This window comes from Streptomyces sp. NRRL WC-3618 (assembly GCF_001280005.1).
Lineage (GTDB): Bacteria > Actinomycetota > Actinomycetes > Streptomycetales > Streptomycetaceae > Streptomyces.
The window spans coordinates 44,437-68,410 of record NZ_LGDW01000001.1 but is presented as its reverse complement, the minus strand read 5'-3'; the positions used below and the strand labels follow the sequence as shown (position 1 = coordinate 68,410).

The following is a 23,974-nucleotide window of genomic DNA, read 5'->3' as shown; positions in this document are numbered from 1 at the left end:
CAGGGTAGACGGGGGCTACAGGTGCACCACCGGGCAGGTCAGAGTGCGGGTGATGCCGTCCACTTGCTGGATTTTGGCGACCACCAGGCGGCCGAGGTCGTCCACGGTGTCGGCCTGGGCGCGCACAATCACGTCGTACGGTCCTGTCACGTCCTCGGCCTGGATCACCCCCGGGAGCTTGCTGATCGTCTCGGCGACGGTCGACGCTTTGCCGACCTCCGTCTGAATCAGGATGTACGCCTGTACCACGGAACCTCCAGGGCGGCCACGAGGATCATGTGGGGAAAAGGAACGCCACGGTATCGCGTCGCCGCGTGCCACGGGGAGACCCGCGACCACGGCACCCGAGCCGGGGCGCACACGCAGCACAGGTTGACGGTCACCTCGACCGTACCGAGGCCGACGGGGCCTCGCGACCGGGCAAGGGCAGCAACGGGGACAGCATCAGAAGGGGACGTACGACTATGAAGGGCACTGTGGGCGAACTGGGGGAGTTCGGGCTCATCAGGGAGCTCACCTCCCGGCTCACCACCACCCCGGCGGTCCGGGTCGGCCCCGGCGACGACGCCGCTGTGGTCGCCGCGCCCGACCGCAGGGTCGTGGCGAGCACCGACATCCTCCTGGAGGGGCGGCACTTCCGCCGCGACTGGTCCACCGCGTACGACGTGGGCCGCAAGGCGGCCGCCCAGAACCTGGCGGACATCGCCGCCATGGGCGCCGTACCGACCGCGCTGCTGCTCGGCCTGGTCGTCCCCGCCGAACTCCCGGTCACCTGGGCCACCGAACTGATGGACGGCCTGCGGGACGAGTGCCAGGTCGCGGGCGCCGCGGTGGTCGGCGGTGACGTCGTACGGGGGGACACGATCGTCGTCTCGATCACCGCACTCGGCGATCTGCGCAACCACGAGCCGGTCATCCGGGGCGGCGCGCGGCCCGGTGACGTCGTCGCCGTGACGGGCTGGCTGGGCTGGTCGGCGGCCGGGCACGCGGTGCTCTCGCGCGGTTTCCGCTCGCCGCGCGCCTTCGTCGAGGCCCACCGCAGACCCGAACCGCCCTACCACGCGGGCCCGGCGGCGGCCGGCCTCGGCGCGACCGCCATGTGCGATGTGAGCGACGGGCTGATCGCCGACCTCGGTCACATCGCGGAGGCCAGCAAGGTTCGTATCGACATCAGGTCGGGCGCGATCGACATCCCCTCCCAGATGCACGACATCGGGCAGGCCGTCGGTGTCGACGCCATGCAGTGGGTGCTCACCGGCGGCGAGGACCACGCGATCGTGGCGACCTTCCCGCCGGACGTGAAGCTGCCCGCCCGCTGGAAGGTGATCGGCGAGGTCCTCAACCCGTCCGCGCTGCCCCAGGTGACGGTCGACGGGGCGCCGTGGACCAGCAAGGGCGGCTGGGACCACTTCGCGGACATCGAGTCGTGAGCCCGCCGCCGAGGGTTCTCACGGTCGCGGGCTCCGACTCCGGCGGCGGCGCCGGAATCCAGGCCGACCTGAAGACGATGCTGGCGCTCGGCGTGCACGGCATGAGCGTGCTCACGGCGGTCACGGCGCAGAACTCCCTCGGCGTCCAGGGCGCCTGGGAGCTGCCGGTGGAGGCCGTGCGGGCCCAGTACCGCAGTGTCGTCGACGACATCGGCGTCCAGGCGGTGAAGACCGGGATGCTCGCCTCGGCCGAACTGGTCGAGGCGGTCGCCGAGTTGATCAAGACGACGGACGTACCGACGGTCGTCGACCCGGTGGGCGTCTCCAAGCACGGTGACCCGCTGCTGGCCGCGTCCGCACTGGACTCCGTCCGGACGCTCCTGCTGCCGGCCGCGACCGTGGCGACCCCGAACCTCGACGAGGTGGCGCAGCTCACGGGCGTACGGGTCGAGTCGGAAAGTCAGTTGCGTGAGGCCGCGGACGCCGTGCTGGCGTACGGGCCGCAATGGGCGCTGATCAAGGGTGGCCATCTGCCCGGCGAGGCGGTGGACCTGCTCACGGACGGCACCGAGGAACACTGGCTGCGCGCACCGCGCCACGACAACCGGCACACGCACGGCACGGGCTGCACCCTGGCGTCGGCCATCGCGGCGCAGCTGGCGAAGGGCGAGTCGGTACCGGCTGCGGTGACGGCGGCGAAGGCATACGTCACCGGGGCGATCGTGGCCGGCTTCGCGCTCGGGGGCGGGATCGGGCCGGTGGACCACGGGTGGCGGCTGCGTGGGTAGCGGCTGCGTGGGTGGAGAGCTGCTGCGCGGGTACGGTGGGCACGGCAAAAAGCCGGTCCACCGAGGTGGACCGGCTCTGAGCAGCGAACCAGCAGTGGCCGCGCGCTAGCTGATCGTCAGCGCGAGACCTTGCCGGCCTTGATGCACGAGGTGCAAGCGTTCACGCGCTTCGGCGTCCCACTGACCACGGTACGTACGCGCTGGATGTTCGGGTTCCAGCGACGGGGTGTACGGCGGTGCGAGTGGGAGATGCTGTTGCCGAAGCCCGGCCCCTTGCCGCAGACGTCGCAGTTGGCAGCCACGGGTCACTCCAAAGACTTCAGATGCTCTTACGGGTTGATCCCGGCACGCCGGGATCAGGATCGTAGGATCTGAGTGGCGTTGCCAGGAGGAAGGCCCGACGTGGAAGGTCATCTTGGATGCTCTTCTCGATCGGGCAACCGGAGCAGCATACAACGACTGCGCCAGTGCAACGAAACTACCATGGCTGATCAGGGCCCCGTGCCCGGCCCCGGGCCACCCGCCATTCACCCGTGATCCACCCCGGGGTCTACGCTGCGTGCCACGTCCAGCAGCTCAAGGAGGCGCAGGTGCCGCAGGTGCCGCAGACATTCTTCGATGCTCTCGCGGTACGCACCTGGTGCGCACTCGCGCTGGCCGCGCTCGGGCGGGCGCGCGAGGAGATCGACGCGATCAATGTCTACCCGGTCGCCGACGGGGACACCGGCACCAACCTCTATCTGACGCTGGAATCGGCGTGCGCGGCGGTCGAGGCGGCCTTCGCCGGCCACGGGACCGGTACGGGACCGGCCGGCACCGCCGGGATTCCGACGCTGGCCGACGCGGCCCGGGCGATGGCCCACGGGGCGCTGATCGGGGCCCGCGGCAACTCCGGCACGATCCTCGCGCAGCTGCTGCGCGGCATGGCCCAGGTGCTGGCCGCCGATGCGGACGGGGAGAGCGCCGGCGTCGACGGTCCCGGCCTGTGCCTGGCCCTGCGGCACGCGGCCGACGCGGCGCGGCAGGCCGTGGCCCACCCGGTCGAGGGCACGATCCTCACCGTCGCCTCGGCCGCCGCCGACGCGGCGACTGCGGCCGACGGCGACTGCGGGACGGTGGCCAGGGCCGCGTACGAGGGTGCCTCTGCCGCGTTGGCCGCCACCCCGGGCCAGCTGGCCGTCCTGGGGCGCGCGGGCGTCGTGGACGCGGGCGGACGGGGGCTGGTCACGGTGCTCGGGGCGCTGGTCGAGACGTTCCGGGGAGAGGCGCCGGGGGGTGCGGGCGCCGCACGCGTGCGTGTGCCGGCTCGGTCCGAGGTGATTGAGACAGCGCCGGCTCCCGATGGGCCGGACGAGTGCGCCGACGCGGGCTGCGGGCCCGCCTTCGAGGTCATCTACCTCCTGGAGGCCGAGGACGCGGCCGTCGCGCGGCTCCGGGAGCGGCTCGACGGGCTCGGGGACTCGCTCGTGGTGGTCGGGGGCGACGGGCTGTGGAACGTCCACGTCCATGTCGACGACGCGGGCGCCGCCGTGGAGGCCGGCGTCGAGGCGGGGCGGCCGTACCGGATCCGGATCACGCACTTCGGGGTCGGCGACGTGCACACCGGCGGGGGGCGTCCGCCCCGGGAACGGGTCCAGCGGGCCGTCGTCGCCGTCGTCCCCGGGGAGGGCCTGGCCGGGCTGTACGGCGAGGCCGGCGCCACCACCGTGCTCGCGCGGCCCGGGGAGCCGCCGGCGAGCGGGGAGCTCGTCGAGGCGGTACGGCGGGCCCACGCGCGCGAGGTCGTGCTGCTGCCCAACGACGCCGACCTGCGCCACACCGCCGCCGCGGCGGCCGAACAGGCCCGCTCGGAGGGCATCCGGGTGGCCCTGATCCCGACCCGCTCGGCGGTCCAGGGCATCGCCGCGCTCGCCGTGCACGAACCGGAACGCCGGTTCGACGAGGACGTCGTCGCGATGACCTCCGCGGCGGGGGCGACCCGGTACGCCGAACTCGCCGTCGCGGAACGGCAGTCGTGGACGATGGCCGGCATCTGCCAGACCGGGGACGTTCTCGGCCTCATCGACGGCGACGTCGCCGTGATCGGGTCCGATGTCGCGGCCACCGCGGAGGCCGTCATCGACCGGATGCTCCAGGCGGGCGGCGAGATGGTCACCCTCGTCCTCGGCGACGAGGCGCCTGAGAGCATCGCCGCGCATCTCGAAGGGCGGGTGCGGGAGGGGTACTTGGCTGTCGACACGGTGGTTTATCGGGGGGGTCGGCAGGGGGCGTTGTTGCTTATTGGGGTGGAGTGAGGTGGGGGGCGGGCGGGGTTTGTTTCGCCCCCGCCGCCCCTGCCCGTCCCGTCCCTGGGGCTGCCGCCCCAGACCCCGCTGCCGGCCCTGAAGGTTGGCCTCGTCCTCAAACGCCGGACGGGCTGAGATGGCTGGGCCTGTGCTTGATAGAAGCGGCAAACGGGTGGGTGGGAAACACGGCCTTGGTGTCGGGCCGGGCTACTCGGGCTCCTGTTCCTCCATCAGCTGCAGCATCTGTTCCGCCTCGGCCCGGCGGGACCGTACCTCCTCGTCGGAGTCGTCGAAGACCTCGTACGCGGTCAGGACGCCGCGCGCGCGTGCCGCCGCCTCCGAGGGGCGGCTCAGGTCCGCCTCCAGCCAGCCCGCGGCCAGTTCGGCGCCGGTGCGGCCGTGGAGGCCCTCCTCGCCGAGGGAGGAGAACACGGCGATCGCCTTCGTCATCTGGGCCAGCGCCGCCTCGAACGCCGCCTCGATCGCGCCGTCCTCGGCGTCCTCCGCTGCGGAGCGGGCCAGCAGGTCGCCGAACTGGCGGTGGGTGTGGGCGAGTTCGGCGCCGAGCTGCTCGCGGGACTCCAGGTCCTCCGCCTCGGCCAGGGCTCGCGCACACTCACGGACCGCGTCCCCCATCCGCCGCCGGGCGCCCTCGAGGCCCGCGTCCATGCGCAGCGCGAGCCACGCGCGGGCGCGCAGGGCGCGCACCAGGCCGTGCACATTGCCGAGCGAGTCCCACAGGTCACCGGCGCGTTCGTAGGCCTGGTCGGCCTCGGCGGGCAGCCCGGCCTGGCCGAGGGACTCGGCGGCGAGGTGGGCGAGGGTCGCGTGGTCCTGCTGCTCGGGCCAGAGCCGCGCGATCTCCGCGGCCCTCAGCCGGCGTTCGGCGGACTCCCGGTGCTCACCCAGCTCGCCCAGACAGTCACCGAGCCACCACAGGGTCTGTACGACCGCTCCGTCGCCGTGCGTCTCGGCGCTGAGGTCGGGCAGCGCCGACTCCAGTACCTCGGCCGCCTCCGCCCACCGGCCCTGCCGCAGCAGGAAACCGCCGAGCAGATGCCGGGCCCAGGCGCCGAGGGTCGGGCCCTCGCCCGCCTCGTCGGCCCAGTGCGCGGCCTCCAGGGCGCGGTCCGCGGCCTCGGCGACCTCGTCGCGCACCCCGAGGAGTTCGGCGAGCTGCAGGTTCAGCTGGGCCTGGCCCGCCGCCTCCAGATACGCCCCGCCGTGCTCCAGGGCCCCGCGCAGCGCCCGCTCGGCGCCGGCGATGTCGCCGAGATGGTGGGCCAGACCGGCCAGCCGGGCCTCGTACTCCACCGCGAACCACGGCAGCCCCGCCGCGACGAACGCCTCCGTGGACCGGGTGAACAGCTCGGCGGCCTCCGCGAGGTCCCCGGTGCGCGTCGCCAGCTCCCCGAGCATGGCCTGCGCCTCCGCGCAGCGTGAGGCGAGCCGGACGTCGTCCCCGGCATGGCCGTCGACGAGCGCCAGCAGTTCCCGTACGGCGTTCTCGGCGGCGGCCACGGTCTGCTCGGTGCCGGTCTCCTCGACCTGCCGCATGAGGATGCGGGCGCGTCCCATCAGGACGGCGGCGGCCTGCCGTACGCCGGTGCTCTCCTCGGAGTAGAGGGCGAGGACCTCCTCGTACGGCTCGGAAACGGCCGTCAGGGCGGCGTCCATGTCGCCGTCCAGGGCGCGGGCGTACGCGGCGCGGGCGCGGGCGGCCAGGGCCTCGCCGGGGTCGCCCGCCTCGGCGTACAGCTCGGCGGCCCGCTCGAAGAGCGCGATGCCCTCAGGACCGCCCTCCATGGCCCTGTGGTCGACGATCTCGGCCCGGTCGGCCACCGGGAGCTCGACGTCCTCGGCGGCCCGCCAGACTGCCGCCCACGCTTCCATCGCGTGCGGAAGCAGCGCGTCCGACATCCGGCGCGCGTCGGCGAGCAGCGCGGGCAGGACGTCAGGAGCGTCGGCCCGCTGCTCCGGGGAGTCCACGGCCGCCGCGGTCACCATGGACTCCGCGGGCGCCCTGCGGGGCGCGGGGATGCCCCTCGCCGCCCGCACGCCCAGCGGCAGCCGTTCCACCAGGGGAGCACGGTCCATGCGCGCGCGGATGTCCTCACCGACGTACGACGTGCCGTTGCGCAGGTCGAAGCGCGCGGACAGGGCAAGCGCCTCCGCGCGCGCGTGGGCGGCGAGTTCGCGGGCGGTCCAGCCGCGCCCGGCCGGTCCGGGCACCGGCTGGCTGCCCATGCCCAGGCCGGTCAGCCGGTCCATGAGGAGGGCCACCGCGGCCAGGAAGTCCATCTGGCTGCGCGGCTGCCCGGAGTCCGTGAAGTACGCCGGGCGCTCCGCGAGCAGCTCGAGCCCGCGCGCCTCGTTGCCGGTCAGCGCGCAGAACTCGACGTGGTCCGCGTACGCGCCCCGCATGCTCTCCATCGGCCGCACCAGCCGAAAGCCCCGCAGATGGTGTGCGCGCGCCTCGTCGAGGCGGCCCAGCCGCAGCAGCGGGCCCAGGGACGACGCGAGGACGGTGTGCGGTTCGTGGGCGCACGTGAACTCGCCCTCCAGGACCGGCCGCCACAGGTCGAGCGCCTCGGCGTCCGCGCCCCGCTCGGCCTGCCACCAGCCCTGGCTGTGCAGTTCGCAGGCGTGGCAGTCGGCCATGCTGTCGCGGTCGGCGGCCAGCCAGGCGGCGTACGCCCGTTCGGCCCGCGCGAGGTCACCGACATGGGCGGCCACACTGAACTCGGCGCCCCGCACGGCCCGTTCGGAGTGCCCGGCGAGCCGGTAGCGGTGCTCCATCTCGCCGAGCCACTTCTCGATGGAGGCCAGCGGTATGTGCGGCTGGTCCAGCATGCCCGTGGTCATCCACTTGAAGACCCAGTGCAGCGTGTGGACCTCGTACTCGTCGAAGTCCTCGGGCCGCTCGTCCCACATGCGCAGCAGACGCGCGAAGGGGACGAACATCCGGTCCTTCTCGGAGCTGTAGTTGTAGGCCTTCAGCTGATGCCCGAGCGCCTCGATCACCGCGAGCGGGATGTTCAGCTTCTCGGCCTCGGCCAGCAGTTGCTCCGCGCGCGCGTTGCGGGCCGGTCCCTCGGGCTGCTCCGAGTTCAGCGCCATGGCCTCGCGGAGCGTGTCGAAGTCCTTTATCTCGCTCATCGTCGGCCGTCCTCCGTGGGCTCCGTGGGATCGCTGTGGGTGGCCCACTCCAGGAGGCCGATGAACGCACGGTTCAGCAGCGCGGTGTCCGCGGGCCGCAGCGGGCGCTGCGCCATGAGCAGGGCCTGCCCGTACAAGGACTCCGTGGCGGTGCCGATCAGTTCCGGGTCGCCCAGGGAACTGACTTTCCGGATCAGCGGGTTGAGATGGTTGAGCACCAGCCGCGCGCGCGGGGCGCTGCCCCGCAGCGAGCCGAGGATGCCGGCCCACAGGTCGTCGGCCCGCTCCTCGGCCTCCGCGCGCGCCTGCTCGTGCCGGGCCGCCCGGTCGTCCAGGTGCAGCGCGGGCACGGACAGCGGATGGAAGGCACGCAGGACGACATCGCACCCCAGGGGGTCGAGCCGGGCGCGGGCGGCCCCGAGGAAGGCCCCCAGGGCCAGCTCCTCGCCCGGGTCGACGGTGTCCAGGTGCGCGGTCACGGTGTCGGCGTCCAGCTCGGAGACCGTGGTCCCCGGGCGCACCGACGGCAGCGCCTCGATCAGCTCACTGTCGTACGTGTAGCCGCCGTTGACGACACCGACGCCCTGCGCGGACGCGATGGGCGCGACCTGCCGGAACTCCTCCACGGTGCGCGTGAAGTGCACCACCGGGTGCCGCTGCGCGAACTCCTCCAGGGACAGCTGCCCGTCGGTCGTCTCGAAGGGGAGCCACGGCAGCATCGTGCGCAGCATCTCCTTGTCGTGCCTGGCCAGGGACTTGACCCCCAGGTGGTGCACCGACAGGAACGCCGCCAGCCGCTCCGGATCCCCGGCGGCGAGCCCGGTGAGCCAGGACCGAATCCTTTCACCCAGCGCCTCCCGTACGGCGGCCAGCGTCTCGTCCTCGTACAGCGACTCGCGCGAGGCCGTCGGCCGCAGACTGTCGGTGTCGAGCACGCACCGCACGAAGAACGCCCAGTCGGGCAGCAGCTGTTCGGCCCGCTCGGTGAGCAGCATGCCCTTCAGATGCACCCGGTGACTCGCCCGCTGCGCCGGACTCACCGAGGACGGCAGGACGTACGCCACCCCGCGGATCCCGGCGAGCGGCACGTCCAGGTCGATCGAGTCCAGCGGCGTGAACCCGAACAGGTCGTGACAGTGCCGCTGAAGGGCCACCCTTCGGGTGGCGGGCGACGGGTACGGACGGTTCCAGGGCGCCGGCAGATCGGTGACGGCCTCGTCGCCCACCCGCACGTCGTACGGCAGCAGCGACCCGAAGTCCCGCGCCAGCGCCCGCACCCGCTCCTCGGTGAGCCACTCGCCGGCCCCGGGCCGCGCCACCAGGTGCACGGTGGTGCCCGGTTCGGGCCGGGCGTCGGCGGGCAGCGTCCGCACGGTGTACGAACCGTCGTCCGTGGCCGTCCACTCCACGGGCGGCGCGTCCGGCGTACGGGCACTGCGGCTGACGACCCTGATCCGCTCGGCCACGACGAAACAGGCCAGCAGCCCGATGCCGAACTGGCCGAGGAACTCCGACCGCGCCTCCTGGATGCCGCCGGGGTCCGCCCGTTTGGAACTGCGCCCGATGGTCGCGAGGAGGTTGTGCACGTCCTCCTCGGTGAGGCCGACGCCGGAGTCCTCGACCCGCAGGGTGTTGCCCTCCGCGTACAGCCGTACCCGCGCCGGGGCGTCGGGCTGCTCGGCCCGCCGGGCGGTGATCGCGTCCACGGCGTTCTGCAGCAGCTCGCGCAGATAGACCCTGGGGCTGGAGTAGAGGTGGTGGGAGAGCAGGTCCACGAGGCCGCGCAGGTCGACCTGGAACGTGTGCGGTGACTGGGGTGCCTGGGATGACTGTGAGGTCTGGGAGTCCATCGTCGCAGCGCCGGAGGGGGGACCAGGTTGTGGCGTCGGCGCGGGGTCGGGCGGTCCCGGTGAGGCGGTGACCGCGGGGGATGGCCGGTGGCGCGCCATCCTAGGCCCGGAACGAGCCGTCTGACCAGCGGCTTCCCAGCACATATACGGCAATGTCAGTGGCGTGGTGTGCAATGGATCTCGTGCCCGCACTGGAAGAACCACTGAAACAACCACTGAAGTCAGTGCTCGGCCCCGCCACCGCGAAGGTGATGGCCGAGCATCTCGGCCTGCACACCGTCGGCGACCTCCTGCACCATTACCCGCGCAGGTACGAGGAGCGGGGCCAGCTCACCCACCTGGCCGACCTCCCCATGGACGAGCACGTGACGGTGGTCGCCCAGGTGGCCGACGCACGCCTGCACACCTTCGCGTCCTCGAAAGCCCCCCGGGGCAAGGGCCAGCGACTCGAAGTGACCATCACGGACGGCAGCGGCCGGCTCCAACTGGTCTTCTTCGGCCACGGAGTCCACAAACCCCACAAGGAACTCCTCCCCGGTACCCGTGCCCTGTTCGCCGGCAAGGTCTCGGTCTTCAACCGCCGCCTGCAACTGGCCCATCCGGCGTACGAGTTGCTGCGCGGCGACACCGACGAGGCGGCGGAGGCCGTCGACTCCTGGGCGGGTGCCCTGATCCCGATGTACCCGGCCACCGCGAAACTGGAGTCCTGGAAGATCGCCAAGTCGGTGCAGACGGTCCTGCCCAGCGCTCAGGAGGCCGTCGACCCGCTGCCCCCCTCCCTCCGGGAGGGCAGAGGCCTGGCCGCCCTTCCCGAGGCCCTGGTGAAGATCCACCGCCCGCACACCAAGGCGGACATCGAGGACGCGCGCACCCGACTCAAGTGGGACGAGGCGTTCGTCCTCCAGGTCGCCCTGGCCCGCCGCCGCCACGCCGACGCCCAACTCCCGGCGGTCCCGCGCCGACCCACCCCGGACGGCCTGCTCACCGCCTTCGACGCGAAACTCCCCTTCACCCTCACCCAGGGCCAGCAGAAGGTCTCCAAGGAGATCTTCGACGACCTGGCGGCGGAACACCCGATGCACCGGCTGCTCCAGGGAGAGGTCGGTTCTGGAAAGACGCTGGTCGCCCTGCGCGCCATGCTCGCCGTGGTCGACGCGGGCGGTCAGGCCGCGATGCTCGCGCCCACCGAGGTGCTCGCCCAGCAACACCACCGGTCGATCACCGAGATGATGGGGGAGCTGGCGGAGGGCGGGATGCTCGGCGGCGCCGACAAGGCCACCAAGGTGGTGCTCCTGACCGGCTCCATGGGCACCGCCGCCCGCCGACAGGCCCTGCTCGACCTCGTCACCGGTGAGGCGGGCCTCGTGATCGGCACGCACGCGCTGATCGAGGACAAGGTCCAGTTCCACGACCTGGGGCTGGTCGTCGTCGACGAACAGCACCGCTTCGGCGTCGAACAGCGTGACGCCCTGCGCGGCAAGGGCAAACAGCCCCCGCACCTCCTCGTCATGACCGCCACACCCATCCCGCGCACGGTCGCCATGACCGTCTTCGGCGACCTGGAGACGTCTGTCCTGGACCAGCTCCCCGCAGGCCGCTCGCCCATCGCCAGCCATGTCGTCCCGGCCGCCGACAAGCCCCATTTCCTGGCGCGCGCGTGGGAGCGCGTACGCGAGGAGGTGGGCAAGGGACATCAGGCCTACGTGGTCTGCCCCCGTATCGGCGACGACGTCGACGAACCCGCCGACCCCAAGAAGGCCGGCAAGAAGAAATCTGCCGAGGACGAGGCCGAGAAGCGCCCGCCGCTCGCCGTCGTGGAGGTGGCCGAGCAACTCACCCGGGGGCCTCTCCAGGGGCTGCGGGTCGAGATCCTGCACGGCAGGATGCACCCCGACGACAAGGACGCCGTGATGCGCCGCTTCGCCGCCGGGGAGACGGACGTCCTGGTGGCGACCACGGTCATCGAGGTCGGCGTCAACGTGCCCAACGCGACCGCGATGGTGATCATGGACGCCGACCGCTTCGGTGTCTCCCAGCTCCACCAGCTCCGGGGCCGTGTCGGCCGTGGCGCGGCGCCCGGTCTCTGTCTCCTGGTCAGCGAGATGCCCGAGGCGAGCCCGGCCCGCCAGCGCCTCAACTCCGTCGCCGCCACCCTCGACGGCTTCGAGCTGTCCCGCATCGACCTCGAACAACGCCGCGAGGGCGATGTCCTGGGCCAGGCCCAGTCCGGCGCTCGCACCTCCCTGCGGATGCTCACCGTCATCGACGACGAGGAGATCATCGCGGAGGCGAGAGAGGAGGCGGCGGCCGTCGTCGCCGCGGACCCGGACCTGGAGAACCTCCCGGGGCTGCGCACGGCATTGGACGCGCTGCTCGACGAGGAGAGGGAGCAGTACCTGGACAAGGGGTGAGCGAGACACGCCCCAAAGGGGCGCGGGGACTGCGCGAGCAACCACGACGAACCCGCAGTCGCCCACACCACAGCGCACCCCCACCCCCTCCTGCGAAACTGAACCCGGCCCTATCTCTCATCCCTCGAATCAAGGACCCCCAGATGACCCGCGTGATCGCCGGCACAGCCGGCGGACGACGCCTAGCCGTCCCGTCGGGAACCGGCACGCGCCCCACCTCCGACCGCGCCCGCGAGGGCCTCTTCTCCACCTGGCAGGCCCTCCTCGGCGGCCCCCTCGACGGCGAGCGCGTCCTCGACCTGTACGCGGGCTCGGGCGCCGTCGGCCTGGAGGCACTCAGCCGCGGCGCCGGCCACACCCTGCTCGTGGAGGCCGACGCCCGAGCCGCCCGCACCGTCCGCGAGAACGTGAAGGCACTGGGCCTGCCCGGAGCCGAGGTCAGGGCGGGCAAAGCGGAACAGGTCGTTCAGACGCCGTCCACCCAGCCGTACGACATCGTCTTCCTCGACCCGCCGTACGCCGTGCTGGACGACGATCTTCGCGAGATCCTGATCACACTCCGGGCGGAGGGCTGGCTCGCGGCCGACGCTCTCGTCACCGTGGAGCGCAGCACCAGAGGCGGTGAATTCCGGTGGCCGGACGGCTTCGAAGCGCTCCGGTCCCGTCGCTACGGCGAGGGAACGTTTTGGTACGGTCGCGCCGCCTCTACGTGCGAAGACGCACGATGACCGGACCGGAGAGCGAGGGATCACTAGTGCGCCGCGCCGTATGTCCCGGGTCGTTCGACCCGATCACCAACGGACATCTCGACATCATTTCCCGCGCCTCCCGTCTGTACGACGAGGTTTATGTCGCGGTAATGATCAACAAGTCCAAGAAGGGCCTCTTCGAGGTCGACGAGCGGATCGACCTGATCCGCCAGGTCACCGCCGAGTTCGGCAACGTGCGCGTGGAGTCCTTCCACGGCCTCCTCGTCGATTTCTGCAAGCAGCGCGAGATCCCGGCCATCGTCAAGGGCCTGCGCGCTGTCAGCGACTTCGACTACGAACTCCAGATGGCCCAGATGAACAACGGGCTGTCCGGCGTCGAGACGCTCTTCGTGCCGACCAACCCCACCTACAGCTTCCTCTCCTCCTCGCTCGTCAAGGAGGTCGCCGCCTGGGGCGGGGACGTCTCCCACCTCGTGCCGCCGCTCGTCCTGGAAGCCCTCGACAGCCGCCTCAGGAAAGACTGACGACGACTGGTGAAAGACTGACAAACCGTCACTCGGTGTCGGGCGGGTCGGCAGGAGTCGTACAGTCGACCCGTCCGTCTTCATCACAGCTGTAGAGAGTGGCGAGCACACGGTGGACGTGCAGAAGAAGCTCGACGAGATCGTCTCCGCGGTCTCCAGTGCCCGGTCGATGCCCATGTCGGCCTCGTGCGTGGTCAACCGCGCCGACCTGCTCGCGATGCTGGAAGAGGTGCGCGCGGCTCTGCCCGGCTCCCTCGCACAGGCGCAGGAGCTGATCGGCGACCGGGAGCAACTGGTCGAGCAGGCCCGCCAGGAGGCCGACCGGATCATCCGGACCGCGCACGACGAGCGCGGCTCCCTGATCTCCGACACGGAGGTCGCCCGCCGTTCCCAGAACGAGGCCGACCGCATCCTCGCCGAGGCCCGCAAGGAGGCCGAGGACGTCCGCGCCGAGGCCGACGACTACGTCGACTCCAAGCTCGCCAACTTCGAGGTAGTCCTCACCAAGACGCTCGGCTCGGTCGGCCGCGGCCGCGAGAAGCTCCTCGGCACCGGCCCCGGCCTCGACGACCAGGGCTACGAGGACGAGGACGCCCCCGAGCGCAGCCTCGACCCCGAGACCCTGCGCCTCAACGCCGACAAATACGTCGACGTGAAGCTCGGCGCCTTCGAGGCCGTCCTCGCCAAGACCCTGGAAGCGGTCGGCCGCGGCCGGCAGACCCTGCACGGCCGCATCGCCACCGACGACCTCGGCGCCCTCGGCCAGGACGACGACGGCAACCCCAGGCAGCACACCAGCGACGCCGACTACCTGGCCGACCTCGCCGCCATCCCGGACACCCCCGCCGACCAGCCCCGCGTGGCGGAGATCCCGGCCCAGCAGCAGTACGGCCGGCAGGACCAGTACGGCTACCAGCAGCCCGCCGACGCCTACGGCGGCTACCAGCAGACGTACGCCCAGCAACAGGACGCGTACGGCTACCAGTCGGCCGACCCGTACGCCTACCAGGGCTACGACGGCTCGCAGACCGCCTACGACCCCGCCCAGGTCCAGCAGGGCTACGCCCAGCCCGAGCAGCAGCAGCCGCACGCCCTCGACGAGACCAGTCTCTTTGACACCGGCATGATCAGCGCCGAGCAGCTGCGGGCCTACGAACAGGGGCGCGGCGGGCAGTGAGCGCCCGCACCGGGGCCGGATTGGGCCGTGGGCGGAAGGTCCAGTATCCTGGCTCTTCGGTCGCATGTACCTCTGCGATCACCGCTGCCCGGAAGACGAGCAGCTGAGCATCGAAGATCGAAAGCAGGAATGGCTCTGAACGCCCGCCTCGACCACCGCAACCCTCTTGTGTTCGACACACACGAGCTGGGGCGGCGTCCTGGCGCGCTGCAGCGCCTGACCCGTGAGATCGACGCTCCCAAGGATTTCGGGATCCTGGGAGTCATCGGAGTGCCGGAAGGCGCGCCGGTGGAGCTCGAACTCCGTCTGGAGTCGGTCATGGAAGGTGTGCTTGTCACAGGCACCGCCCGTGCACGGGTCAAGGGGGAGTGCGTAAGGTGTCTGGAGCCGCTGGAGCAGGAGCTCGAAGCGGAGTTCCAGGAGATGTTCTCGTACCCTGACGCCGACGACCGGGGCCGTGTGACAGCGGAGCCGGCCGACGACGCCGAGGAAGACGAGGACATGCTCTTCATCGAGGACGGCTTGTTCGACCTCGAACCCGTGCTGCGCGATGCGGTGGTGCTCGCACTGCCGATGCAGCCGGTGTGCCAGGACGACTGTCCCGGTCTGTGTTCCGAGTGCGGAGCGCGGCTGGCGGACGACCCGGGCCACCACCATGACGCCGTCGACATCCGTTGGGCGGCACTGCAGGGACTCGCAGGTTCACTCGAACCCGGCGAGAAGGACGAGATCAGCGGCGCCGAAGCGCAAGCGGGCGTCGACGAGAAGCAGGAGAAGTAGCCGTGGCTGTTCCGAAGCGGAAGATGTCGCGCAGCAACACGCGCCACCGCCGGTCGCAGTGGAAGGCTGCGGTCCCCACCCTGGTTGCGTGCGAGCGCTGCCAGGAGCCCAAGCTGCAGCACATCGCGTGCCCGTCTTGCGGCACTTACAACAAGCGCCAGGTCCTCGAGGTCTGAGCGGCCGGTGAGAGGCTCCATGTCTGACGCCAAGAAGCACCCTCTCCGCGCAAGCGGAGGCGGCCCGGCGGACACGGCCTCGTCCCACACGCTTCTGGAAGGGCGGCTCGGCTACCAGCTCGAGTCCGCCCTTCTGGTGCGTGCACTGACCCACCGTTCGTACGCGTACGAGAACGGCGGTCTGCCCACCAACGAGCGGCTGGAGTTCCTCGGGGACTCGGTGCTCGGCCTGGTGGTCACGGACACGCTGTACCGCACCCACCCCGACCTCCCAGAAGGCCAGTTGGCCAAGCTGCGGGCTGCGGTGGTCAACTCTCGTGCGCTCGCGGAAGTGGGCCGCGGGCTCGAACTCGGCTCCTTCATCCGGCTCGGCCGGGGTGAAGAGGGCACGGGCGGGCGGGACAAGGCGTCCATCCTCGCCGACACCCTCGAAGCGGTGATCGGCGCTGTCTATCTCGACCAGGGTCTCGACGCGGCGGGCGAACTCGTCCACCGTCTCTTCGACCCGCTGATCGAGAAATCCTCGAACCTCGGTGCCGGCCTGGACTGGAAGACCAGTCTCCAGGAGCTCACCGCGACCGAGGGACTCGGTGTGCCCGAGTACCTGGTCACGGAGACGGGACCGGACCACGAGAAGACCTTCACAGCTGCCGCCCGCGTCGGAGGCGTCTCGTACGGCACCGGCACCGGCCGCAGCAAGAAGGAGGCGGAGCAGCAGGCCGCGGAGTCGGCCTGGCGTTCCATCCGCGCGGATGCGGACGAACGTGCGAAGGTCGCTGCCGCTGAGGCGGTGGCCGTGGTCGCGGCCGAGGCCGCGGATGCGGATGCGGTGCCTGTCGAGGAGGACGCCGAGGCGTCTTCCTCCACGTCTGCCTGAGGTTGCGTGCACCAGTGTTCGTCCCTGGCGGGACGGGCACTGGTGTTTTTCGGTTGGTTCTCGGCCGCGGGTTCGTCGTGGCTTGTCGCGCCCCTCGCGGGGCGCGTTTCGCTGGGGGAGTCGGAATGCCTGAGTTGCCGGAAGTCGAGGTTGTACGGCGGGGGCTCGAGCGCTGGGTGGCCCGTCGCGTCGTCGCCGAGGCCGAGGTGTTGCACCCCCGTGCCGTGCGGCGGCACATCGCGGGCGCCGACGACTTCACGTACCGCCTCAAAGGGCATCGCATCGGTACGCCCAGCCGGCGCGGGAAGTATCTGTGGCTGCCGTTGGCGGACACCGGGCAGTCGGTGCTCGCGCATCTCGGGATGAGCGGGCAGCTCCTGGTGCAGCCGCACGAGGCCGCCGACGAGAAACATCTGCGCATTCGCGTCCGGTTCGCCGACGACCTCGCCACCGAGCTGCGCTTCGTCGACCAACGCACCTTCGGTGGACTGTCGTTGCACGACAACACCCCCGACGGGCTGCCCGACGTCATCGCCCACATCGCGCGCGATCCCCTCGACCCGCTGTTCGACGACGAGGCCTTCCATCAGGCGCTGCGCCGGAAGCGTACGACCATCAAACGGGCCCTGCTCGACCAGTCGTTGATCAGCGGCGTCGGCAACATCTACGCGGACGAGGCCCTTTGGCGCGCCCGCGTCCACTACGAACGTCCGACCGCCGGCTTCACCCGTCCGCGTACGGCCGAACTCCTGGGCCACGTACGGGACGTGATGAACGCCGCGCTGGCCGTCGGCGGCACGAGCTTCGACAGTCTGTATGTCAACGTCAACGGCGAATCGGGGTACTTCGACCGCTCGCTCGACGCGTACGGACGCGAAGGGCTGCCCTGCAAGCGTTGTGGGACGCCGATGGCGCGGCGCCCCTGGATGAACCGGTCGAGCTACTTCTGCCCCAAGTGCCAACGGGCGCCGCGCCTTTCGCCTTAGTCGAGCGCGAACGTGGGGCGTGGGCGCTACCGGCGGGCGGTGCGCGTCTCGTCGTACCGCGCGCGGGCTGCCAGTACGGAGTCCATGCGGCCCTCCACGAAGTGGATGAGTTCCAGGAGGCGTTCGGCGACCTCGTGGCCCAGGGGGGTCAGCTCGTAGTCCACGCGCGGCGGGTTCGTCGGCTGGGCCTCGCGGTGGACCAGGCCGTCGCGCTCCAGGCCCTGGAGGGTCTGGGAGAGCATCTTCTCGCTCACGCCGTCGACGCGGCGGCGCAGCTCGTTGAAGCGGAGCGAGCCCTCCTGAAGGGCGCCGAGTGTGAGTGCTCCCCAGCGGCCGGTGACGTGCTCCAGCGTGCCGCGTGACGGGCAGGCCTTGGCGAACACGTCGTAGGGGAGGGGCTGCTCCTCCGTGGTGTCCATCATGACCCCAGCGTACGCCAGCACAGCGCTTACCTGAAGGTTGCGCTAACCACTGGTTAGCGTCACTTTGGGTGAGCTTCGGGTTGCCTCAGGCGATTTGCCTGGTCGGCTGGTCGGCTGCCGGGTCAGTAGCCGAAGTCCTGGGTCCACCAGGGGCCGCCCGCGCCGAGGTGGACGCCCACTCCCAGGGTCTTGAAGTCGCAGTTCAGGATGTTCGCCTTGTGGCCGGGGCTGTTCATCCAGGCCTCCATCACCGCGGCCGCGTCCGCCTGGCCCCGGGCGATGTTCTCGCCGCCGAGGTCGGTGATGCCGGCCTTGTCCGCGCGGTCCCAGGGGGAGGCGCCGTCGGGGTTGGTGTGGTCGAAGAAGCCCCGGGCGGCCATGTCGTCGCTGAACGCCTCCGCCAGATCCCGCAGCGCGCTGTTCGCGGACACCGCGCTGCAGCCCACCTTCGCCCGCTCCTCGTTGACGAGCCGGAGCACCTCCGCTTCGGCGGCGGCCTGCGCGGACACCGTGATGGGGGCGGAGGACCGCTGCTTCTCCTTCGACTTCGTCGGAGTGGGCGTCGGTGTCGCCTTCGGTGCCTCGGTGGGCGTGGCCGCCGGCTTCTTCGGCGGAGCCTGGGTCGTCGGGGCCGCCGACGCCGTGGACTGCGAGGGCGACGGAGACGGGGGCGGCGACGCGGGGGAGGACGGAGCCGAGGTGCGACGGTCCGCGCCGCGGCTCGTCGACGTACCGCTCTTGCGGCCGTCGGCGGCGTCTCCGGACGTACCGCCCTGCTGGATCTCGTCGTTCGTCGGAGTGACCGCGGCCTGCACCTTGTCGCCGCTGCTGCCACCGCTGATCGCGTACTTGTCGCCGCCGGGCAGCACACCCGTGGCGACCGCGACCGTACCCAGGGCGACCGCGGCGGTGACTCCCAGCAGGCCCGTGCGGACCGGCAGGGACGAGCGCTTCTTGCGGCGGCGGCGCGCTCCACCGGCGGCCCGCCCGTCGAGACGGTCGTCCATCGCGGCGTACGAACCGGGACCGTCCTGCGCGAAGAGGTAGGCGTCACTCATCGCATAGGCGTCGGAGGGGGCCTCGGGGTTCAGATACGGGGCGATGCCCACCGTGGTGGCCGAGTCCTCCCACAGCGTGGTGTACGCGGTGTGAGGCGTGTGCGGGACCGGGGAGTCGTACGGGCCGTGGCCGGATCCGTCACTTCCCGTGTCCGAATCGAATGGTTCCGTGACCCCCGTGGCGCGACCCGTGGCGGCGCTTCCGGCGGCGGAGCGTCGGTGGCGTCCCATGCTTTGGCCTTCCTCGTCCTTGCGGTCAGGGTTACTCACTCGAACGGGTGAGTTTCATGTGAGATTCGTTGGTTGGGGACGGTACCCCATGGCGCAAGAGGAGGAAGTGCTCAGAGAGACATTGGACCGTTAGCGTGCATCCATGAACGAGGATGTACGACTGGTCGCCTGGGTGCGTGGACGCGTCCAAGGTGTGGGTTTCCGCTGGTTCACGCGGGCGAGGGCCCTGGAGATCGGCGGCCTGAGTGGTTTTGCTCTCAATCTGGACGACGGACGCGTGCAAGTGGTCGCGGAGGGCACTCGTGAGAGCTGCCAGGGGCTCCTCGACTGGCTGTGCGGCGCCGACACGCCCGGCCGCGTGGACGGCGTCACCGAGATCTGGGACACACCTCGCCGGATCTACGAGGGCTTCGCCATCCGCTGACGCGGTTCTGTGAAGCGGCCCCGGTGGCGGCCCGTGGACATGCCGCACGCACCTGTCCCCGGCGGAAACGGGCAGGTGGTTGCCAAGAAGCGCAGGTCGTGGCAGGCTCCGCAGAAAACGCTCGTCGCCACGTCCTCGGGACCCGCCGGAGTCGCAGCGCCGCCCGTCAGGGGCCGCGCGCCCCCGGGTCACCCGCCAATACAGGGCGTGATCGTGTTGACCGTCAAACTTTTTGGTGAGACGCTGAAAGCCCCGCGCACCTTAGCTGTTTGGCATGTAAGAACGGCAGCATGAACGCCAGCGAGAACTCCAGAGTGTCAAGCATCGCGGGTGCGATTCCCTCACGACCCACACCGCTTCGGTCGGTCACTCAGTGTGGAGGACCATCAATCATGGCAAAGGCGCTTCTCGGTTACGTCGGCGGCTCTGACCCGCGACTCCTCGCCGAGATGCGACGGCTCCAGCAGCGCGTACAGGACCTGGAATCCGAACTCGGACGCATCCAGGCGGAGAACGACGAGCTGACGGCTGCCGCTTCTCACGACTCGCTTCTCGAGAGCATCGACGCACGCCAGGCGGAGCCCGCGCTCACCTGATCCCTGCATCGTCAACGCACTGCATCAGCACTGCGCATGGCACACGACCCTCGGTGGTTGAGCTGTTCGTGTCAACCACTGCGTGTCAGAGTTTTGCCAGAGTAATGCAAGGGACGCTTCGGCGTCCCTTCTTTATTTTCGCCGTATTCGCGCCGCGCTTCCCGTGCGCTTTGTGCGTGATCCCCTGTCCGGTCCCCGTGTCCGGTCCCGTGTGCGATCCCCCGTGCTGTTCGAGTGGACCTCCCCAAGTTCTCCACTCTCTTTAACGTCTGATGTGCCCTGCACGTTCATCGGTGAAACCGCCGGGGGGTATCCGGGGTCATCGTGTGACATACCGGCGGAAGGTAGAGTCCAGCGCCGTGCACCTCAAGGCCCTGACCCTCCGAGGGTTCAAATCGTTCGCCTCGGCGACCACGCTCCGGTTCGAGCCGGGAATCACGTGCGTCGTGGGGCCGAACGGCTCGGGCAAGTCCAATGTCGTGGACGCGCTCAGCTGGGTCATGGGTGAACAGGGCGCCAAGTCGCTGCGCGGCGGCAAGATGGAGGACGTCATCTTCGCCGGCACCACCGGGCGACCACCGCTCGGCCGCGCCGAGGTGTCCCTCACCATCGACAACTCCGACGGCGCGCTGCCCATCGAGTACGCCGAGGTCACCATCACGCGGATCATGTTCCGCAACGGCGGCAGCGAGTACCAGATCAACGGCGACACCTGCCGGCTTCTCGACATCCAGGAACTGCTGTCCGACTCCGGCATCGGCCGCGAGATGCACGTCATCGTCGGCCAGGGCCAGCTGGACTCCGTACTGCACGCCGATCCGATGGGCCGCCGCGCCTTCATCGAGGAGGCGGCCGGCGTACTGAAGCACCGCAAGCGCAAAGAGAAGGCGCTGCGCAAGCTGGACGCGATGAAGGCGAACCTCGCCCGCATCCAGGACCTCACCGACGAACTGCGGCGCCAGCTGAAGCCGCTGGGGCGGCAGGCGGCCGTCGCACGCCGGGCCGCGGTCATCCAGGCGGACCTGCGCGACGCCCGGCTCCGGCTCCTCGCCGACGATCTCGTACGGCTGCGGGGAGCGCTCCGGACGGAGGTCGCCGACGAGGCCGCGCTCAAGGAACGCAAGGAGACGACGGAGGCCGAGCTGAAGAAGGCCCTCCAGCGTGAGGCGCTCCTGGAGGACGAGGTACGGCAACTCACCCCGCGCCTCCAGCGCGCGCAGCAGACCTGGTACGAGCTCTCCCAGCTCGCCGAACGGGTGCGCGGCACCGTTTCGCTGGCCGACGCGCGCGTGAAGAGCGCGACCTCCGCCCCCGCCGAGGAGCGGCGCGGACGTGAGCCCGAGGACATGGAGCGCGAGGCCGCGCGCATCCGTGAGCAGGAGGCCGAGCTGGAAGCGGCCCTGGAGGCGGCCGAGCACGCGCTGGAGGACACGGTCGCGCACCGGGCCGATCTGGAGCGCGAACTCGTGATCGAGGAACGGCGGCTGAAGGATCTGGCCCGGGCGATCGCCGACCGCCGGGAGGGTCTGGCCCGACTGAACGGCCAGGTCAACGCCGCCCGCTCCCGTGCGGCCAGTGCCCAGGCCGAGATCGACCGGCTCGCCGCCGCCCGCGACGAGGCCCAGGAACGGGCGGTCGCGGCCCAGGAGGAGTACGAGACTCTGCAGGCCGAGGTCGACGGCCTGGACGCGGGCGACGCGGACCTCGCGCAGCGGCACGACACGGCGAAGGCCGCCCTGGCCGACGCGGAAGCGGCACTCACGGCGGCCCGCGAGGCGGCCACCGCGGCGGAACGGCGGCGCGCCGCCACCCAGGCCCGCCACGAGGCCCTGGCGCTCGGCCTGCGCCGCAAGGACGGTACGGGCGTGCTGCTGGCCGCGCGGGACAGCCTCACCGGACTGCTCGGCCCGGCGGCGGAACTCCTGACGGTCACCCCGGGCCACGAGGTCGCCGTGGCCGCCGCCTTCGGCGCGGCGGCGAACGCGATCGCCGTGACGACCCCGGCCTCGGCGGCGTCAGCGATCCGCCTGCTGCACAAGCAGGACGGCGGACGCGCCTCGCTGCTGCTGGCGGGGGCACCCGAGGAGGCCGGATCCGGTACCGGCACCGATGCCGCCGACGGGCAGGGCTCCGCGCCCGGCGGGCCGCCCCGCGCCGCCGACCTGGTCCGTGGCCCCGCCGAACTCATGCCCGCCGTACGCCGGTTGCTGCGCGGGATCGTGGTCGTCGGGACACTCGAGGACGCCGAGGAACTGGTGTACGCGCGGCCCGAGTTGACCGCCGTGACCGCCGAAGGCGATCTGCTGGGCGCCCACTTCGCGCACGGTGGGTCCGCCGGGGCGCCGAGCCTGCTGGAGGTGCAGGCCTCCGTCGACCAAGCCGCCGCCGAGCTCGATGAACTGGCCGTACGGTGCGAGGAGTTGGTCGGGGTCCAGCAGCTCGCCGGGGAGCGGCGCAAGGAGTGCGCCGCGTTCCTCGAGGAGCTGGGGGAGCGGCGGCGGGCCGCCGACCGGGAGAAGTCGACTGTCGCCCAGCAGCTCGGGCGGCTCGCCGGGCAGGCCAGGGGCGCCGCCGGAGAGGCCGAGAGGTCCACGGCGGCCGCGGCGCGGGCGCAGGATGCGCTCGACCGGGCCGTACAGGACGCCGAGGAGCTCGCGGAGCGGCTGGCTGTCGCCGAGGAGATGCCCGTCGAGGAGGAACCCGACACGGGTGTGCGGGACCGGCTCGCCGCCGACGGCGCCAACGCGCGGCAGACCGAGATGGAGGCCCGGCTCCAGGTCCGTACCCACGAGGAGCGGGTCAAGGGGCTGGCCGGAAGGGCGGACTCGCTCGACCGGGCCGCGCGCGGCGAACGGGAGGCACGCGCGCGTGCCGAGCAGCGGCGGGCGCGGCTCAAGCACGAGGCGTCCGTCGCCGAAGCCGTCGCCTCCGGGGCACGGCAACTGCTCGCGCATGTCGAGGTCTCCCTCTCCCGCGCCGACGAGGAACGCACCGCGGCCGACGCCGCCAAGGCCCGGCGGGAGCAGGAGTTGACCGCCGCCCGCGCCGCCGGTCGTGATCTCAAGGGCGAACTCGACAAGTTGACGGATTCGATGCACCGCGGTGAGGTACTCGGCGCCGAGAAGCGGCTGCGGATCGAGCAGCTGGAGACCAAGGCGCTGGAGGAACTCGGTGTGGAACCGGAGGGGTTGGTGGCCGAGTACGGCCCGCACCAGTTGGTGCCGCCCTCGCCCCCCGCCGAGGGCGAGGAGCTGCCCGAGGACCCGGAGCACCCGCGCAACCAGCCGAAGCAGTTCCACCGCGCCGAACAGGAGAAGCGGCTCAAGGCGACCGAGCGGGCCTACCAGCAGCTCGGCAAGGTCAATCCGCTGGCCCTGGAGGAGTTCGCGGCGCTGGAGGAACGCCACAAGTTCCTCAGTGAGCAGCTCGAGGACCTGAAGAAGACGCGCGCTGATCTGCTTCAGGTGGTGAAGGAGGTCGACGAGCGCGTCGAGCAGGTCTTCACCGAGGCGTACCGGGACACGGCCGTGCAGTTCGAGGGCGTCTTCAGTCGGCTGTTCCCCGGAGGTGAGGGGCGGTTGATCCTGACCGACCCCGACAACATGCTCACCACCGGTGTGGACGTGGAGGCCCGGCCGCCGGGCAAGAAGGTCAAGCGGCTGTCGCTGCTTTCCGGTGGCGAGCGTTCGCTCACCGCCGTGGCGTTGCTGGTGGCGATCTTCAAGGCCAGGCCGAGTCCCTTCTACGTGATGGACGAAGTCGAGGCGGCCCTCGACGACACCAACCTGCAGCGGCTCATCCGCATCATGCAGGAGCTCCAGGAAGCCTCGCAGCTCATCGTGATCACGCACCAGAAGCGGACGATGGAGGTCGCCGACGCGCTGTACGGCGTCTCCATGCAGGGCGACGGCGTGTCGAAGGTGATTTCACAGCGACTCCGCTAGCCCGCTGCCCAGCTCTCCGTCAGCCCTTCTCTCTTTCTTCGAGACTTGAACGTAAACCGTTCAGGCAGTGCCTCATATCTCACATCGATCGTGCTATTGACTTCGAAACTTGAAGGCATAGTCTCGACAGCGTCGTTTTTACCTTC

Annotated in this window: 20 protein-coding genes; 14 read left to right on the top strand and 6 right to left on the bottom strand. The window is 71.0% G+C overall.

Features of this window, described 5'->3' with window-relative positions; translation table 11 throughout:
• Positions 1 to 15 precede the first annotated feature (15 nt).
• Positions 16 to 249: an Lrp/AsnC family transcriptional regulator gene (locus ADL01_RS00315; protein WP_053739794.1), complete on the bottom strand. Its 234-nt coding sequence runs from the start codon at positions 247 to 249 to the stop codon at positions 16 to 18.
• 215 nt (positions 250 to 464) lie between these two features.
• On the opposite strand from ADL01_RS00315, the gene ADL01_RS00310 reads away from it, so the two are divergent.
• Positions 465 to 1,430, top strand: a complete 966-nt coding sequence (locus ADL01_RS00310) for a thiamine-phosphate kinase (protein WP_053739793.1) — start codon at positions 465 to 467, stop codon at positions 1,428 to 1,430.
• Positions 1,427 to 2,218, top strand: coding sequence for a bifunctional hydroxymethylpyrimidine kinase/phosphomethylpyrimidine kinase (thiD, locus tag ADL01_RS00305; RefSeq protein WP_107090770.1), 792 nt, complete (start codon positions 1,427 to 1,429; stop codon positions 2,216 to 2,218). Before ADL01_RS00310 ends, thiD begins: the two co-directional genes overlap by 4 nt.
• 116 nt (positions 2,219 to 2,334) lie before the next feature.
• Here thiD and rpmB read toward each other — a convergent pair whose 3' ends face one another.
• Complete coding sequence (rpmB, locus tag ADL01_RS00300; protein WP_006376789.1) at positions 2,335 to 2,520, bottom strand: 50S ribosomal protein L28; 186 nt, start codon at positions 2,518 to 2,520, stop codon at positions 2,335 to 2,337.
• A 288-nt stretch (positions 2,521 to 2,808) separates the two neighbouring features.
• Here rpmB and ADL01_RS00295 point away from each other — a divergent pair, with 288 nt between their 5' ends.
• Entirely contained in the window at positions 2,809 to 4,512 is a 1,704-nt protein-coding gene (locus ADL01_RS00295; protein ID WP_053739791.1) for a DAK2 domain-containing protein, read from the top strand.
• A gap of 198 nt (positions 4,513 to 4,710) precedes the next feature.
• Here the strand turns inward: ADL01_RS00295 and ADL01_RS00290 are convergent, their stop codons facing one another.
• Both ADL01_RS00290 and ADL01_RS00285 read right to left on the bottom strand, forming a co-directional pair.
• Positions 4,711 to 7,662, bottom strand: a complete 2,952-nt coding sequence (locus ADL01_RS00290) for a hypothetical protein (protein ID WP_053739790.1) — start codon at positions 7,660 to 7,662, stop codon at positions 4,711 to 4,713.
• A complete protein-coding gene (locus ADL01_RS00285; RefSeq protein WP_053739789.1) occupies positions 7,659 to 9,512 on the bottom strand; it encodes an HSP90 family protein in 1,854 nt (617 codons plus the stop codon). Before ADL01_RS00285 ends, ADL01_RS00290 begins: the two co-directional genes overlap by 4 nt.
• Before the next feature lie 173 nt (positions 9,513 to 9,685).
• Here ADL01_RS00285 and recG point away from each other — a divergent pair, with 173 nt between their 5' ends.
• The 8 genes from recG to mutM all read left to right on the top strand — a co-directional run bounded on the left by recG (position 9,686) and on the right by mutM (position 17,153).
• Positions 9,686 to 11,923, top strand: a complete 2,238-nt coding sequence (gene recG, locus ADL01_RS00280) for an ATP-dependent DNA helicase RecG (protein WP_053739788.1) — start codon at positions 9,686 to 9,688, stop codon at positions 11,921 to 11,923.
• Between the two features lie 143 nt (positions 11,924 to 12,066).
• Positions 12,067 to 12,651 carry a 16S rRNA (guanine(966)-N(2))-methyltransferase RsmD gene (gene rsmD, locus ADL01_RS00275; protein WP_053739787.1) on the top strand — a complete coding sequence of 195 codons (585 nt, stop codon included), beginning with the start codon at positions 12,067 to 12,069 and terminating at the stop codon, positions 12,649 to 12,651.
• Positions 12,652 to 12,677: 26 nt separating this feature from the next.
• Complete coding sequence (gene coaD, locus ADL01_RS00270; protein ID WP_053739786.1) at positions 12,678 to 13,157, top strand: pantetheine-phosphate adenylyltransferase; 480 nt, start codon at positions 12,678 to 12,680, stop codon at positions 13,155 to 13,157.
• A 112-nt stretch (positions 13,158 to 13,269) separates the two neighbouring features.
• Complete coding sequence (locus tag ADL01_RS00265) at positions 13,270 to 14,334, top strand: ATP synthase F0 subunit B (protein ID WP_053739785.1); 1,065 nt, start codon at positions 13,270 to 13,272, stop codon at positions 14,332 to 14,334.
• Between the two features lie 129 nt (positions 14,335 to 14,463).
• Positions 14,464 to 15,114 (top strand): YceD family protein, encoded by a 651-nt coding sequence (locus ADL01_RS00260; protein WP_053739784.1) that lies wholly within the window; start codon positions 14,464 to 14,466, stop codon positions 15,112 to 15,114.
• A gap of 2 nt (positions 15,115 to 15,116) precedes the next feature.
• Positions 15,117 to 15,290 (top strand): 50S ribosomal protein L32, encoded by a 174-nt coding sequence (gene rpmF / locus ADL01_RS00255; RefSeq protein ID WP_030753522.1) that lies wholly within the window; start codon positions 15,117 to 15,119, stop codon positions 15,288 to 15,290.
• Positions 15,291 to 15,309: 19 nt separating this feature from the next.
• Positions 15,310 to 16,167: a ribonuclease III gene (gene rnc / locus ADL01_RS00250; RefSeq protein ID WP_053739783.1), complete on the top strand. Its 858-nt coding sequence runs from the start codon at positions 15,310 to 15,312 to the stop codon at positions 16,165 to 16,167.
• Positions 16,168 to 16,292: 125 nt separating this feature from the next.
• Positions 16,293 to 17,153, top strand: coding sequence for a bifunctional DNA-formamidopyrimidine glycosylase/DNA-(apurinic or apyrimidinic site) lyase (gene mutM, locus ADL01_RS00245; protein ID WP_053739782.1), 861 nt, complete (start codon positions 16,293 to 16,295; stop codon positions 17,151 to 17,153).
• A 26-nt stretch (positions 17,154 to 17,179) separates the two neighbouring features.
• Here mutM and ADL01_RS00240 read toward each other — a convergent pair whose 3' ends face one another.
• Together ADL01_RS00240 and ADL01_RS00235 are read right to left on the bottom strand one after the other, a co-directional pair.
• Complete coding sequence (locus tag ADL01_RS00240; protein ID WP_053739904.1) at positions 17,180 to 17,572, bottom strand: winged helix-turn-helix transcriptional regulator; 393 nt, start codon at positions 17,570 to 17,572, stop codon at positions 17,180 to 17,182.
• 125 nt (positions 17,573 to 17,697) lie between these two features.
• Positions 17,698 to 18,864, bottom strand: a complete 1,167-nt coding sequence (locus ADL01_RS00235; protein WP_053739781.1) for a CAP domain-containing protein — start codon at positions 18,862 to 18,864, stop codon at positions 17,698 to 17,700.
• A 142-nt stretch (positions 18,865 to 19,006) separates the two neighbouring features.
• On the opposite strand from ADL01_RS00235, the gene ADL01_RS00230 reads away from it, so the two are divergent.
• The 3 genes from ADL01_RS00230 (at position 19,007) to smc (ending at position 23,828) form a co-directional block, all read left to right on the top strand.
• Positions 19,007 to 19,288, top strand: coding sequence for an acylphosphatase (locus tag ADL01_RS00230; RefSeq protein WP_053739780.1), 282 nt, complete (start codon positions 19,007 to 19,009; stop codon positions 19,286 to 19,288).
• 392 nt (positions 19,289 to 19,680) lie between these two features.
• Complete coding sequence (locus tag ADL01_RS00225) at positions 19,681 to 19,884, top strand: hypothetical protein (protein ID WP_006375438.1); 204 nt, start codon at positions 19,681 to 19,683, stop codon at positions 19,882 to 19,884.
• A 359-nt stretch (positions 19,885 to 20,243) separates the two neighbouring features.
• A complete protein-coding gene (gene smc / locus ADL01_RS00220; RefSeq protein WP_053739779.1) occupies positions 20,244 to 23,828 on the top strand; it encodes a chromosome segregation protein SMC in 3,585 nt (1,194 codons plus the stop codon).
• The last annotated feature ends 146 nt before the right edge of the window (positions 23,829 to 23,974 follow it).